The organism is Lysinibacillus phoenicis (assembly GCF_047238325.1).
Classification (GTDB): Bacteria; Bacillota; Bacilli; order Bacillales_A; family Planococcaceae; genus Lysinibacillus; species Lysinibacillus irui.
In genome coordinates this window covers 2930919-2944564 of sequence record NZ_JBDFMP010000002.1, presented here as the reverse complement: position 1 = coordinate 2944564, position 13646 = coordinate 2930919, and the positions used below count along the sequence as shown (strand labels likewise).

Annotated in this window: 19 protein-coding genes; all 19 read right to left on the bottom strand. The window is 38.9% G+C overall.

Features of this window, described 5'->3' with window-relative positions; genetic code table 11:
- Window positions 1-7 precede the first annotated feature (7 nt).
- Entirely contained in the window at window positions 8-316 is a 309-nt protein-coding gene (rplX, locus tag ABC382_RS16105; RefSeq protein ID WP_053482809.1) for a 50S ribosomal protein L24, read from the bottom strand.
- A gap of 35 nt (window positions 317-351) precedes the next feature.
- Window positions 352-720, bottom strand: a complete 369-nt coding sequence (gene rplN / locus ABC382_RS16100) for a 50S ribosomal protein L14 (RefSeq protein WP_004233650.1) — start codon at window positions 718-720, stop codon at window positions 352-354.
- A 43-nt stretch (window positions 721-763) separates the two neighbouring features.
- The gene (rpsQ, locus tag ABC382_RS16095) at window positions 764-1027 is read right to left on the bottom strand and encodes a 30S ribosomal protein S17 (protein WP_004233648.1); all 264 of its coding nucleotides are present in this window, start codon (window positions 1025-1027) and stop codon (window positions 764-766) included.
- Between the two features lie 18 nt (window positions 1028-1045).
- Complete coding sequence (gene rpmC / locus ABC382_RS16090) at window positions 1046-1246, bottom strand: 50S ribosomal protein L29 (RefSeq protein WP_004233646.1); 201 nt, start codon at window positions 1244-1246, stop codon at window positions 1046-1048.
- Window positions 1236-1670, bottom strand: coding sequence for a 50S ribosomal protein L16 (rplP, locus tag ABC382_RS16085; protein WP_004233644.1), 435 nt, complete (start codon window positions 1668-1670; stop codon window positions 1236-1238). Before rplP ends, rpmC begins: the two co-directional genes overlap by 11 nt.
- Window position 1671: 1 nt before the next feature.
- Window positions 1672-2325, bottom strand: coding sequence for a 30S ribosomal protein S3 (gene rpsC / locus ABC382_RS16080; protein ID WP_004233642.1), 654 nt, complete (start codon window positions 2323-2325; stop codon window positions 1672-1674).
- A 3-nt stretch (window positions 2326-2328) separates the two neighbouring features.
- A complete protein-coding gene (gene rplV, locus ABC382_RS16075; protein ID WP_004233639.1) occupies window positions 2329-2673 on the bottom strand; it encodes a 50S ribosomal protein L22 in 345 nt (114 codons plus the stop codon).
- A gap of 22 nt (window positions 2674-2695) precedes the next feature.
- Window positions 2696-2974 carry a 30S ribosomal protein S19 gene (gene rpsS, locus ABC382_RS16070; RefSeq protein WP_004233637.1) on the bottom strand — a complete coding sequence of 93 codons (279 nt, stop codon included), beginning with the start codon at window positions 2972-2974 and terminating at the stop codon, window positions 2696-2698.
- Window positions 2975-3034: 60 nt separating this feature from the next.
- Entirely contained in the window at window positions 3035-3865 is an 831-nt protein-coding gene (gene rplB, locus ABC382_RS16065) for a 50S ribosomal protein L2 (protein ID WP_036124661.1), read from the bottom strand.
- A gap of 47 nt (window positions 3866-3912) precedes the next feature.
- Complete coding sequence (gene rplW, locus ABC382_RS16060; RefSeq protein WP_004233628.1) at window positions 3913-4197, bottom strand: 50S ribosomal protein L23; 285 nt, start codon at window positions 4195-4197, stop codon at window positions 3913-3915.
- Window positions 4197-4820, bottom strand: a complete 624-nt coding sequence (rplD, locus tag ABC382_RS16055; RefSeq protein WP_004233626.1) for a 50S ribosomal protein L4 — start codon at window positions 4818-4820, stop codon at window positions 4197-4199. Before rplD ends, rplW begins: the two co-directional genes overlap by 1 nt.
- Window positions 4821-4846: 26 nt before the next feature.
- On the bottom strand, window positions 4847-5476 hold the full coding sequence (rplC, locus tag ABC382_RS16050; protein ID WP_004233625.1) for a 50S ribosomal protein L3: 630 nt from the start codon (window positions 5474-5476) through the stop codon (window positions 4847-4849).
- Between the two features lie 46 nt (window positions 5477-5522).
- Window positions 5523-5831 (bottom strand): 30S ribosomal protein S10, encoded by a 309-nt coding sequence (gene rpsJ / locus ABC382_RS16045; protein ID WP_004233624.1) that lies wholly within the window; start codon window positions 5829-5831, stop codon window positions 5523-5525.
- Window positions 5832-6182: 351 nt separating this feature from the next.
- Window positions 6183-7493: a Na+/H+ antiporter family protein gene (locus tag ABC382_RS16040; protein ID WP_274794952.1), complete on the bottom strand. Its 1311-nt coding sequence runs from the start codon at window positions 7491-7493 to the stop codon at window positions 6183-6185.
- Between the two features lie 148 nt (window positions 7494-7641).
- The gene (locus tag ABC382_RS16035; RefSeq protein WP_322611857.1) at window positions 7642-9621 is read right to left on the bottom strand and encodes an ABC transporter permease; all 1980 of its coding nucleotides are present in this window, start codon (window positions 9619-9621) and stop codon (window positions 7642-7644) included.
- Complete coding sequence (locus tag ABC382_RS16030) at window positions 9611-10372, bottom strand: ABC transporter ATP-binding protein (RefSeq protein WP_274794954.1); 762 nt, start codon at window positions 10370-10372, stop codon at window positions 9611-9613. Before ABC382_RS16030 ends, ABC382_RS16035 begins: the two co-directional genes overlap by 11 nt.
- Before the next feature lie 96 nt (window positions 10373-10468).
- Window positions 10469-11491 carry a sensor histidine kinase gene (locus tag ABC382_RS16025; RefSeq protein WP_322823672.1) on the bottom strand — a complete coding sequence of 341 codons (1023 nt, stop codon included), beginning with the start codon at window positions 11489-11491 and terminating at the stop codon, window positions 10469-10471.
- Window positions 11488-12177, bottom strand: a complete 690-nt coding sequence (locus tag ABC382_RS16020) for a response regulator transcription factor (RefSeq protein WP_274794956.1) — start codon at window positions 12175-12177, stop codon at window positions 11488-11490. Before ABC382_RS16020 ends, ABC382_RS16025 begins: the two co-directional genes overlap by 4 nt.
- A 159-nt stretch (window positions 12178-12336) precedes the next feature.
- Window positions 12337-13524, bottom strand: coding sequence for an elongation factor Tu (tuf, locus tag ABC382_RS16015; RefSeq protein WP_274794957.1), 1188 nt, complete (start codon window positions 13522-13524; stop codon window positions 12337-12339).
- Window positions 13525-13646 lie beyond the last annotated feature (122 nt).

Sequence of the window (13646 nt, the reverse complement as noted above, 5' to 3'; positions counted from 1 at the left end):
ATACTAATTAGTCGATTACTGCACCTGATTTTTTTGCTACACGAACTTTTTTACCGTTTTCGATTTTATAACCTACACGAGTCGGCTCGCCAGATTTAGGATCGATTAGCATTACGTTCGAAACGTGAATTGCAGCCTCTTGGCTTACAATACCACCTTGTGGATTCAATTGGTTAGGTTTAACGTGTTTTTTCACGATGTTCACACCTTCAACAAGAACGCGATCTTGTTTTGGGTAAGCTGCAAGGATTACGCCTTCTTTGCCTTTATCCTTACCAGTGATCACCTTAACCTTGTCACCTTTTTTTACATGCATGCTGTCGCACCTCCTTGATTGGCACTGTCATGAAATTAAAGAACTTCTGGAGCTAGAGAAACGATTTTCATGAAGTTGCTGTCACGTAGTTCACGTGCAACAGGTCCGAAAATACGAGTTCCGCGTGGTGATTTATCATCACGAATAATTACACAAGCATTTTCATCAAATTTGATGTACGTGCCGTCTTTACGACGAACGCCTGATTTAGTACGAACGATAACAGCTTTAACAACGTCACCCTTCTTGACAACGCCACCTGGTGTTGCTTTCTTAACTGTACAAACAACGATATCACCGATGTTAGCAGTTTTACGGCCAGAGCCACCAAGCACTTTAATTGTAAGAACTTCACGTGCACCTGAGTTGTCAGCAACTTTCATACGACTTTCTTGTTGGATCACTTAGGTTACCTCCCTTCGGAAATTGGTTGTTCCGAAATAGTTATTAAATAATAACCGCTTTTTCTACAACTTCTACTAGACGGAAACGTTTAGTAGCTGATAGCGGGCGAGTTTCCATGATACGTACGATATCACCGATTTTCGCTGTGTTTAACTCATCATGAGCTTTAAACTTTTTAGAGTATTTTACACGCTTACCATAAAGCTTGTGCTTTTTGTAAGTTTCAACTAAAACAGTTACAGTTTTGTCCATTTTATCTGAAACAACGCGGCCCGTGTAAACTTTGCGTTGATTGCGCTCAGTCATACTTGAAAACCTCCTTTATCAGTTATTTGCACTGATTTCTCTTTCACGAATAACAGTTTTCATACGCGCGATTGCTTTACGCACTTCACGAATACGAGCTGTGTTTTCTAATTGACCAGTCGCCAATTGGAAGCGAAGGTTGAAAAGCTCTTCTTTCAGTGATTTCACTTTTAATTCTATTTCAGAAGTAGCAAGGTCACGGATTTCATTAGCTTTCATTAGATTCACCACCAGTTTCTTGACGTTTTACGATCTTACATTTAACAGGAAGTTTGTGTGATGCTAAACGAAGTGCTTCACGTGCAACTTCTTCAGATACGCCAGCAATTTCGAACATTACTTTTCCTGGTTTAACTACTGCTACCCAACCTTCAGGAGAACCTTTACCAGAACCCATGCGGACTTCTAGAGGTTTTTTAGTGTAAGGTTTATGTGGGAAGATTTTAATCCAAACTTTACCGCCACGTTTCATGTAACGAGTCATCGCGATACGAGCAGATTCGATTTGACGGTTAGTAATCCAGCTAGCAGTTTGAGCTTGTAAGCCCCATTCGCCGAAAGTTACTTCTTTACCGCCTTTCGCTTCGCCACGCATGTTGCCGCGGTGTTCACGACGGTATTTAACGCGTTTAGGCAATAACATATTATTTGCCTCCTTCCACAGATTTCTTCGTAGGAAGAACTTCACCACGGTAGATCCATACTTTAACGCCTAATTTACCGTAAGTAGTATCAGCTTCTGCGTGTGCATAGTCGATGTCAGCACGTAGAGTATGAAGTGGAACAGTTCCTTCACTATAATGTTCAGCACGCGCGATATCAGCGCCACCTAAACGACCAGATACTTGTGTTTTAATTCCTTTTGCACCAGCGCGGATTGTGCGTTGGATCGCTTGCTTTTGCGCACGACGGAATGATACACGGTTTTCTAATTGACGAGCGATGTTTTCAGCTACTAGACGAGCGTCAAGATCAGCACGTTTGATTTCGATAATGTTGATGTGTACACGTTTACCAGTTAAATCGCTAAGGTATTTACGAAGGTTTTCAACTTCAGTACCACCTTTACCGATTACCATACCTGGTTTCGCAGTGTGAATTGTAATGTTTACACGGTTTGCAGCACGTTCGATTTCTACTTTAGAAACAGAAGCGTCTTTAAGAGCCGTTTCAATATATTTACGCACTTTGATGTCTTCGTGAAGTAGAGTTGCATAGTCTTTTTCAGCGTACCATTTTGACTCCCAGTCACGAATAATACCAACGCGTAGTCCTATTGGATGTACTTTTTGACCCACGGATTAACCCTCCTTCTTCTCAGATACCACTAGAGTAATGTGGCTTGTGCGTTTGTTAATTGCGCTTGCACGTCCTTGTGCACGTGGACGGAAACGTTTTAATGTTGGACCTTCGTCAACAAATACTTCAGAAACTACTAAAGAGTTGATGTCAAGATCGTAATTGTGCTCAGCGTTAGCAACTGCAGATTTTAATACTTTCTCAACGACTGGAGACGCCGCTTTTGGAGTATGACGTAAAATTGCAACTGCTTCACCAACTTGCTTACCTCGGATTAAGTCTACAACTAGACGTACTTTACGAGGAGCAATGCGTACTGTACGAGCGATAGCTTTAGCTTGTGTCATTAGGATTTACCTCCTCTCAAAATTAGCGTCTTGTTTTCTTGTCGTCTGCACCGTGACCTTTGTAAGTACGTGTCGGTGCGAACTCACCAAGTTTATGGCCTACCATATCTTCTGTTACGTATACAGGAACATGTTTACGTCCATCATATACAGCAATCGTTAAACCGATGAAGTTCGGGAAGATTGTAGAACGGCGTGACCAAGTTTTAATAACTTGTTTTTTCTCAGAAGCCTCTTGTGCTTCCACTTTTTTCATTAAGTGGTCATCAACAAAAGGTCCTTTTTTCAAGCTGCGACCCATGTAGGAACCTCCCTCCGTGATTCCACCACGGCTCTCACATAGAACCGTAGTTTAATCACTTTATTTTTTACGACTACGGATGATAAATTTATCCGATTTGTTTTTCTTCTTACGAGTTTTGTAACCAAGTGCTGGTTTACCCCAAGGAGTCATTGGTGATTTACGTCCGATTGGAGAACGTCCTTCACCACCACCGTGTGGGTGATCGTTAGGGTTCATTACAGAACCACGAACTTCTGGGCGTTTACCTAACCAACGGCTACGACCTGCTTTACCGATGTGTACAAGTTCGTGTTGTTCGTTACCAACTTGACCGATTGTAGCGCGGCAAGTAGCTAAAACTAAACGTACTTCACCAGATTGTAGACGAACGATTACGTACTTATCTTCACGACCAAGTACTTGAGCAGAAGTACCAGCTGAACGTACTAATTGTCCACCTTTACCAGGTTTTAACTCGATGTTATGGATTGTTGTACCCATTGGAATGTTTGCTAATGGTAATGCGTTACCTACTTTAATATCAGCATCTGGACCAGAAACGATTGTTTGACCAACCTCTAGACCTTTTGGTGCTAAGATGTAAGCTTTTGCTCCATCAGCGTAGTTGATTAATGCGATATTCGCAGAACGGTTTGGATCATATTCAATAGTAGCAACTTTTGCCGGAATGCCATCTTTAACACGTTTGAAATCGATAACACGGTATTGCTTCTTATGACCACCACCATGATGACGAACAGTGATTTTACCTTGGTTGTTACGACCAGCTTTGCGTTTAGTTGGTTCAAGCAATGATTTCTCAGGCTTGTTAGTTGTAATTTCCGCAAAGTCTAATGACGTCATGTTACGACGACCATTAGAGGTAGGTTTATACTTTTTAATCGCCATTGTGTTTCCCTCCTTCTTGAGTGTTCAAATCATATATCCATTAAGGATTACATTTCGAATAATTCGATTTCTTTGCTATCAGCAGTTAATTTAACAATCGCTTTACGACGTTTGTTAGTGTAACCACCGTAACGGCCAACACGCTTGAATTTACCTTTGTAGTTAAGAACGTTTACTTTCTCAACTTTTACGCCAAAGATTTCTTCTACAGCGTCTTTTACTTGAGTTTTGTTAGCGCGAGTGTCTACTTCGAAAGTATACTTTTTCTCTGCCATAAGTTCTGAAGAACGCTCAGTAATGACCGGACGTTTTAAAATATCACGTGCTTCCATTATCCAAGCACCTCCTCAACTTTTTCTACTGCAGATTTAGTGAATACAACTTTATCATGACCTAATAGATCAAGAACGTTGATTCCATTTGCAGTTAAAACTGTTACACCTGGGATGTTACGAGCAGATAATGCTACGTTTTCATCTAGGTCAGCAGTTACGAATAAAGATTTTTTCTCTAAAGAAAGATCTTTAAGAATTTTTGTGAATTCTTTTGTTTTTGGTGCTGCTAGAGTTAGAGCATCAAGAACTAAGAAGTTTTGTTCTACTACTTTAGCTGATAAAGCTGATTTAAGAGCTAAACGACGAACTTTTTTAGGTAATTTATAAGAGTAGCTACGTGGAGTAGGACCGAATACGATACCACCGCCGCGCCATTGTGGAGAACGGATAGAACCTTGACGAGCACGACCAGTTCCTTTTTGACGCCATGGTTTACGACCACCACCAGCAACCTCAGAACGGTTTTTAACCTTGTGATTACCTTGACGAAGAGAAGCACGTTGAGCTACTACAGCGTCGAATAATACTGCTTCATTTGGCTCGATTCCGAAGATCGCATCGTTTAATTCGATTTCACCAACTGAAGCACCTGTTTGACTAAGTACAGATACTTTTGTCATTCCTGTTTCCTCCTTTCCTGAAGTGATTACTTAGCTTTAATTGCAGTTTTTACTGTAACTAGAGCTTTTTTAGAACCAGGAACATTACCTTTAACAAGTAGTAAGTTACGATCTGTATCAACTTTCACGATTTCTAAGTTTTGGATTGTAACTACATTGCCACCCATTTGACCAGGTAATTTCTTTTGTTTGAATACGCGGTTCGGAGCAACTGGACCCATTGAACCAGGACGACGGTGGTAACGAGAACCGTGGGCCATTGGACCACGAGATTGACCGTGGCGTTTGATAACACCTTGGAAACCTTTACCTTTAGTAACACCTGTTACATCAATTACATCGCCTTCTGCGAAAATTTCTACTTTGACTTCTTGACCAACTTCGTATTCTTCCACGTTCACGTTGCGGAATTCACGAATGAAGCGCTTAGGAGCAGTGTTCGCTTTTGCTACGTGACCTTGTTCTGGTTTATTAGAAAGCTTAACGCGCTTATCTTCGAAACCAACTTGAATTGCTTCGTAGCCGTCTGTTTCAACAGTTTTCTTTTGAAGAACTACGTTTGGAGTAGCTTCGATAACTGTTACCGGGATTAAATCGCCGTTTTCAGCGAAAACTTGTGTCATACCAATTTTTCTACCTAAGATTCCTTTAGCCATTTGTCACACCTCCTGTAAGTTTTAAAAAGTTATATTGTTTTTACCATTAAAGTTTGATTTCGATATCAACGCCAGATGGTAAATCAAGTTTCATTAACGCATCAACAGTTTGTGGTGTTGGGTTAACGATATCGATCAGACGTTTATGCGTACGCATCTCGAATTGTTCACGAGAATCTTTATACTTGTGAACCGCACGAAGAATTGTGTACACAGACTTCTCAGTTGGAAGTGGAATCGGACCTGATACACTTGCACCTGAACGTTTTGCAGTTTCCACAATTTTCTCAGCAGACTGATCTAAAATACGGTGATCATACGCTTTTAAACGAATACGAATCTTTTGTTTTGCCATTATTTTCCCTCCTTCTCGCCTATTTTCTAGACATTCTCCACGAAAATTCTCCCACACACCGCCATGGCAAAGCGGCCGGGTGTGTCGGCAACCTCTCGCTTCATCGCAGTCAAAGACCAACATTCAACATTATATACAATAAAAAAAGAATAAGCAAGTCTTTTCGCTAAATTCTTTTAAATGTTGCAGATATTCTTAGTACTACTATTTTCTTCGCTTATTTAAGCCGTTTACTAGTATATAAAATTTTAAAACATAATGCAACACTTAAGGTTGTTATATCAACGTTTTCGGACATTTCAAACAACTTGTTAGAAGTAGTCTCTATAGTTTATAGAAACTACTTCTAACTTATAAAAAGAAAACACAGGCAATCCAGCCAAATACAATCAGGGGAATGTTAATAAAAATAAATGTCGGGACACAGGTATCCCAAATATGATGGTGCTGTCCGTCTACGTTTAAACCTGCAGTCGGTCCAAGTGTTGAATCTGAAGCTGGAGAGCCTGCATCTCCTAACGCACCTGCCGTACCAATTAAACATAGTATTGCTAAAGGACTCAATCCTAACCCTTGTGCTAAAGGAACAAATAACGTAGCAATAATAGGCACTGTTGCGAACGATGAACCAATCCCCATCGTTACAACTAAACCAACAACCAACATGATAAAGATCGCTAGACTTCTATTTCCTTGTAGAATAGTAATAGAGCTTGTAATTAAACTGTCCACATCGCCAGTAGCATTAATAACTGCTGCGAAACCATTTGCCGCAATCATTACAAACCCGATAAAGGCCATCATCTTCATTCCTTCAGATAGAATATCATCTGCCTCTTTCCATTTAAGCGCACCTGTAAAATACATGATCATAATGCCAGCGAACGAACCTACAATCATTGAATCTGTTAGTACTTGCGCACATAACGCTACAACTAATGCAAGTCCAGTAGAAAACATAACATACTTGGTGACGTTAACATTTAATGATTCCGTCTCCACATCATCCTGTCTATACTGTCGTGGCTTACGATAAATAATGAAAGCCATAATCAACCCTACCAGCATGCCTAGCACTGGGATCGCCATTGCTGCAGGAACATCACGTGAAGATACTGTCATTCCAGCCTCCGACACTTGCGTTGCCACGATATCTTGAAAAATCGCTCCAAAACCAGCAGGCACAAAACTGTAAGTACCTATTAAGCCTACAGCAATTAGGGTTGCAATTATACGTCGATCAACTTCCAACATATTTAAAATTTTTAAAATGGGAGGAATCATTAATGGAATAAAAGCAATATGAATAGGAATGACATTTTGAGATAAAATAGACATCACGAAAATAAGGAAAAAAATTAAGACCTTCACTAACCCTTTTCTATTACTTTCTCCGTTGAGGATGTTTAACATTCCAGCAATCATTAATTCTGGTATTCCTGTTTTGGCAATGGCAATAGCAAAACCGCCAAGAAGACCATAGCTTAAAGCAATTGTTGCTCCTGCCCCTAACCCTTCTGTAAAGGATTGGACGGTTGCTTCAATGCCCATCCCACTTGTCAGGCCACCAACAAAGGCTCCTAAAACTAAGGAAAGAACCACATTAATTCGGAGTAAGCTTAATATTAACATAACGGCTACCGCCATTATAACTGCATTCATAACCACACTTCACTTTCACTTGCTAAATTACTAACATGTTAAACTTTATTATTCTGATAATTGAAAGTCAAGGATTTTCACGGTTTCAAAATAAAAACAGTGTGAAATAGAATCATCACACTGTTTTGAGTTTCTCATTATTAAATTGTTACAATGATTCTCGTACCACTTTTTTATAGTACCCTACCGAAAGGATGGCGAAAATTGTATATAAAGCGATATAACAGCACATCGCAATCCATAATGGGGCCGTTAACTCGGTGCCAAATAAGAACCAACCTGATTTAACAGCAAAATAGCTATGCAGTAAGCCAATAACTAATGGAACACCAAAATTAAACGCTTGCTTCATATATATACCCTTCATTATATCTCTTTCTGCAAAACCAATTTTTCTTAGGATCGTATAGGAACCACGCTCTTCCTCTGCCTCTGACATTTGTTTGAAGTATAGAATACTACCAGTCGTCATTAAAAATGCTAATCCTAAAAATGCTGTTGTAAAGATTGTAAGACCTAATGACTCAATATTATCTTTACGTTTCCCTTCATAAGATGATTGAGTATATTGCTGTGTCTCACCTTCAGGTTCTGTAGCCGTAACAACACCCGCATTAGTTTGAATATATAGTTCCTCTGCTCTTTCTAACTCCTCTTTTGACTTTAAAGTAATGGTTGTTTGTTGGTGCCAAGGATAAAACTCTGATTGTGTAGATAATTTTGTAAACATATCATCTGTCACAACAAAGATTGGGCCGCCACCACCAGCTGTTACAACACCACTAATAATACTTTTATCATGAACTTCTACAACGTGAAATGTTTCCTTCAGCTCCCCTGCCGTTACATTTAAGTCATGATCCTTCTCTAAGGGGAACATCTCGGCCATATACCCTCCATAGTTTGTTAAAACAACATCGTTACCTGTTAATGAGGCTTCTGGAACACTTTGCTGATAATCCGAAAGTGGAATGGTATAAATGGTTCCTTCCATTGTATATAAAGGATTATCCTTTTGCTTTTTAGACATTAATTGACCTACCGAAGCTGTTACACCTTGTAAACGATAATCTACTTTATCATAGGCAATGTTATTGTTCTCTAACTCATCTAAAAATTGAGTACCTTGCCCCTCAAGCAGAATGAAATCACCTGGTACTTGGCTATATGCAGATGCCTCTGACGAATAGTAGGCGATATAGGATAAAGTCGTTACACCTAGCGATACACCAGTTAACACGGTGATAAGTGTTAAAGACTTTGCGTTACTCTTCATACGATGCATAATTGGCGTTAATGCTAGTACATCTCGAATTGATAGATGCCCTTTTTTCTTTAAACGAATCGTATTCATAATAAATGCGACTGAGAAACGAAAGACAAGGAATGTCCCGCCTATTGTAGTAGCTAATATGATAATCATATTGATAAATAGGTTACCTGCAGATTCAATATCAAATAACTTTGTTGACGCATAGTAGCCATAAACAATCAGGACAAGCCCAATAAAGCCAATTGCCATTTGTAATGCACTAAAACGTCTTACACGCTCGTCTGCTTGTTTGGCTGCGCTAAATAATGATAATAATGAAACGTGATGGATCATCCAAGCCATCTGTACAAGGACAATGATTAAAAGAATGGTAAAGACAATCATTGACTGCTGTAATGCCTGTGTACTAAACGTCATAGTTACAAGCGCTTCTTTTTCAAGTACACGTAATAAAATCATCGCAAATACACGAGAGCTAAAGAAACCAGCAAGCATTCCTAAAATAACAGCCCCAACAAATAATAAAATGTTTTCGATTGCTAATAAACGGACAATCAATCCCTTTGTCATGCCTATCAATTGGTACAAGCCGATTTCCTTGCTACGTCGCTTCATAAATAAGTGATTTGCATATAGGACGAAGAACAAAACGATAAAATATAGAATATAAGTTGCTGCCTTAAATCCTGCTGTGGCCGTTCCGCTCATTTGAACAGCGTCCCATACTTCAGAATTATTTTGCAATGTTACAAAGGAAAAATATAAAGTAACACTAAAAATAAGTGCAAAAAAATATAGATAGTAGTGCTTCATATTTTTCTTCATACTCTTTAGCACTAACTTACTAAGACTCATAACCATCACCGCCTAGCACACCTTGAGTATGCATGATTTCCTGAAAGAAAGCCTGTCTTGTTTTATCGCCTTTATATAGCTCACTATAAATATGACCGTCTTTTAAAAATAAAACACGTGTACAGAAGCTTGCAGCGACAGCATCATGCGTAACCATCATGATTGTCGCTTCTTTTGTCTCATTAATGTTTTGTAGATTTTGGAGCAAGGCTGTGGCTGATTTTGAATCTAATGCACCAGTAGGCTCGTCAGCAAACACTAACGATGGATTCGTAATAAGTGCACGGGCAGCAGATGTACGCTGTTTTTGCCCACCTGATATTTCGTTAGGATATTTATTTAAAATTTCAGTGATACCTAGTAAGGATGTGAGTTCCTTCACTCTACTTTCTGCAACAGCTTTCGGTAACTTACTGATCGCTAACGGTAGAAGAATATTCTCCTTTACTGTTAAAGTGTCCAGTAAATTATAATCTTGAAAAATGAAACCAAGCTGCTCTCGACGGAAGTTCGCTAAAGCCTTTTCTTTCATACCACGCAAATTATGACCGTTTATTTCAATAACACCTTCTGTCGCAAAGTCAATTGAGCATAAGACGTTTAAAAGTGTTGTTTTCCCAGAGCCAGAAGGACCCATAATCCCTACGAACTCACCTTTATTCACTTCTAAATCAATACCCTTTAATACTTCTTGAGCGGTTGATTTTTTACCATATACTTTCTTTATCTTACGACCAATTAAAACTGTCACTTGATAGCGCCCCTTTCTATATTCCAAGTGTACCCTGTCACATCTGAACATTCGTGCGTTTTACATGACAATATAAAAAGGTAGGTGACATTTTCGTCATCTACCTGTTAGTTTGATATATTCATTTTGTAATGGGAAACGCAACGTAAATAATGAGCCTTCCCCAACACTCGATTGAACACTAATACGAATACCAATTTTCTGGGCTACATTATACGCTAAATAAAGACCCATTCCTGTAGATTGTGAGGATTCTCTTCCTGCTGTTCCTGTATACGATTTTTGAAAAATTCTAGGTAGATCTTCCAATGGTATTCCAATACCTACATCTTTAATATGTAATAAAGTGGCTCCGGTTGGGTCAAGTTCAGTAAAGATCGTTATTTCAGAACTTGCTGGACTATACTTGATGGCATTTGAGAGTATTTGTCGAACAATAAACGCCAGCCATTTAGGATCCGTTGTAACCGACTCTTTGAGCTCATCGACTTCAAAGCCAATCCCCTTTTCAATACACCATGCTTGCAAATCCCTGATTTCTTTATATACGATCGGTTTCAGTTCAACTTTATTTAAATAATTATCCTTTTCAATTGAGGCTAACCTTGTTAGATGCAGCTGTTGGTCAACCAAAAGATGTAACCTCAGCCATTCATTCTCTAATTTTCGACGCAGTTGTAAGTCTTCAACATGTTCTAACATTAAATTAATGGTTGTTAAAGGTGCCTTTACTTCATGAACCCATGCCAATAACTCATCTGAATACTCTTGTAGCTGCACTTTAGCTTGATTTAATTCCCTGTTCTTCTCATCAAGGATATCTTCAACTTTTCGAAAGCATACATCCTGAAAAGGAGTTAAAGCAAGTCCGCCCTTATGTGCATCATCAAGATGGCTATCCATATTTCCCAGGAAATCTTTTAATTTCCCAACTTCAAAAATATAACGCCACATCAAAAAAAGTGAAAAGCTAACAAGCAAACTAACGTTAACATACCAAATGGAGACACTATTTAAACCAACATCTAGAAGAAATAACATATTTAACATTACAATAATGAAGATAAAAAAGCCTATCCATGCAATGCGTTCTCTAATAAATAATATCAAATTACTCACATCCCTTGGCTCACTGCCATATACCCCAGGCCTTTTTTCGTTTGAATCACATCACGTAAACCAATATCCTCTAACTTTGTACGTAATCGATTAACATTTACCGACAAAGTATTATCGTTTACAAAACGTTCATCATCCCACAGTTTTCTCATTAACTCATCTCTCGAAACAATATGATTAGCATTTTCTACTAAAATCCGTAATATAAAGAGCTCATTTTTAGTTAATGAAGCGATACTCCCGTCATACATAATTTCACTTCTAGCATAATCAATAACAGCATCATTAAAACGTGTGACGTCCATTTTATCATCAACATAGTCATATGTTCTTCGCAATATAGCCTGTGCTTTTGCAAGTAACACTTCCATATGAAAGGGCTTTTGTATAAAATCATCTGCCCCCATTTGCATGGCCATTACCATATCCATAGGATGATCTCGGGAAGATAGAAAAAGAATTGGTACTTTTGAAAGATGACGGATTTCTCGACACCAGTGAAAGCCGTCAAAGGCAGGCAATTGAATATCGATTAGCACAAGATGAGGCTTCTCCTCTATAAAATCATCCATTACTTTTTGAAAATTTTTAGGTCCGAAAACATGTAATGACCACTGCGCAAACCGTTCTTGAATCATCCTAAAAATAGAAGGATCATCTTCAATCAGCAATATTTTCATTTCCATATTCAAAACGCCTTTCTTTTTAAATATTTTTTCTAAATGACATGCTAACAACTATATACACATAAACTAATAAAAACCTTATTTTCCCTTTATTTTAACACAAAAAAACCAATCTGTAGGCGTCCCTACAGATTGGTTTGAAATTAGCATAAGCTAAAATTATTTTTGGATAGAAGCAACTACGCCAGCGCCTACAGTACGGCCACCCTCACGGATAGAGAATTTAGTACCTTCTTCTAGAGCGATTGGAGCGATAAGTTCAACTGTCATTTCGATGTTGTCACCAGGCATTACCATTTCAACGCCTTCTGGTAAGTTACAGATACCTGTTACGTCAGTTGTACGGAAGTAGAACTGAGGACGGTAGTTAGAGAAGAATGGAGTATGACGGCCACCCTCTTCTTTTGATAAAACGTAAACTTCAGCTTTGAAGTTAGTGTGTGGAGTGATTGAACCTGGTTTAGCTAATACTTGACCACGTTGGATTTCTTCACGAGCTACACCACGAAGTAAAGCACCGATGTTGTCTCCAGCTTCAGCATAGTCTAATAATTTACGGAACATTTCTACACCAGTTACAGTAGTAGATTTAGCTTCTTCAGCAATACCGATGATTTCAACTACGTCACCAACTTTAACTTGACCACGTTCAACACGGCCAGTTGCAACTGTACCACGACCAGTGATAGAGAATACGTCCTCTACTGGCATCATGAATGGTTTGTCAGTTTGACGTTCTGGAGTTGGGATGTAAGAATCTACAGCGTCCATTAATTCAACGATTTTTTCTTCCCATTCTGGTTCACCTTCAAGAGCTTTAAGAGCAGAACCTTTGATTACAGGAATATCGTCACCTGGGAAGTCATATTCAGATAGTAGGTCACGGATTTCCATTTCTACTAATTCTAATAATTCTTCATCGTCAACCATATCACATTTGTTCATGAATACTACTAAGTATGGAACACCTACTTGACGAGATAAAAGGATGTGTTCACGAGTTTGTGGCATTGGGCCATCAGCAGCAGATACTACTAAGATACCGCCGTCCATTTGAGCAGCACCAGTGATCATGTTTTTAACATAGTCAGCGTGTCCTGGGCAGTCAACGTGTGCATAGTGACGAGTAGCTGTTTCGTATTCTACGTGAGAAGTATTGATTGTGATACCACGCTCTTTTTCTTCTGGAGCGTTATCGATGTCAGCGTAAGATTTAGCTGTACCACCCATTTTTTTAGAAAGAACTGTAGCGATTGCAGCAGTTAAAGTAGTTTTACCATGGTCAACGTGTCCGATTGTACCAATGTTAGCATGCGTTTTAGAACGGTCAAATTTTTCTTTAGCCATTAGAGATTGCCTCCTCAAAATTGTATGTTTTAGATTTAAAATTTATAGAATGAATGCTGATAGAGAACGGGCCCATCCCCTATCCTGCAATCATAGCTTACAAATTAGTTATACTTTATGCA

Coding starts and splice junctions, on each gene's coding strand:
- rplX (WP_053482809.1), bottom strand. CDS start 316: ATGCATGTAAAAAAAGGTGACAAGGTTAAGGTGATCACTGGTAAGGAT.
- rpsQ (WP_004233648.1), bottom strand. CDS start 1,027: ATGACTGAGCGCAATCAACGCAAAGTTTACACGGGCCGCGTTGTTTCA.
- rpmC (WP_004233646.1), bottom strand. CDS start 1,246: ATGAAAGCTAATGAAATCCGTGACCTTGCTACTTCTGAAATAGAATTA.
- rplP (WP_004233644.1), bottom strand. CDS start 1,670: ATGTTATTGCCTAAACGCGTTAAATACCGTCGTGAACACCGCGGCAAC.
- rplV (WP_004233639.1), bottom strand. CDS start 2,673: ATGACACAAGCTAAAGCTATCGCTCGTACAGTACGCATTGCTCCTCGT.
- rpsS (WP_004233637.1), bottom strand. CDS start 2,974: ATGGGTCGCAGCTTGAAAAAAGGACCTTTTGTTGATGACCACTTAATG.
- rplB (WP_036124661.1), bottom strand. CDS start 3,865: ATGGCGATTAAAAAGTATAAACCTACCTCTAATGGTCGTCGTAACATG.
- rplW (WP_004233628.1), bottom strand. CDS start 4,197: ATGGAAGCACGTGATATTTTAAAACGTCCGGTCATTACTGAGCGTTCT.
- rplD (WP_004233626.1), bottom strand. CDS start 4,820: ATGACAAAAGTATCTGTACTTAGTCAAACAGGTGCTTCAGTTGGTGAA.
- rplC (WP_004233625.1), bottom strand. CDS start 5,476: ATGGCTAAAGGAATCTTAGGTAGAAAAATTGGTATGACACAAGTTTTC.
- rpsJ (WP_004233624.1), bottom strand. CDS start 5,831: ATGGCAAAACAAAAGATTCGTATTCGTTTAAAAGCGTATGATCACCGT.
- ABC382_RS16040 (WP_274794952.1), bottom strand. CDS start 7,493: ATGAATGCAGTTATAATGGCGGTAGCCGTTATGTTAATATTAAGCTTA.
- ABC382_RS16035 (WP_322611857.1), bottom strand. CDS start 9,621: ATGAGTCTTAGTAAGTTAGTGCTAAAGAGTATGAAGAAAAATATGAAG.
- ABC382_RS16020 (WP_274794956.1), bottom strand. CDS start 12,177: ATGGAAATGAAAATATTGCTGATTGAAGATGATCCTTCTATTTTTAGG.
- tuf (WP_274794957.1), bottom strand. CDS start 13,524: ATGGCTAAAGAAAAATTTGACCGTTCTAAAACGCATGCTAACATTGGT.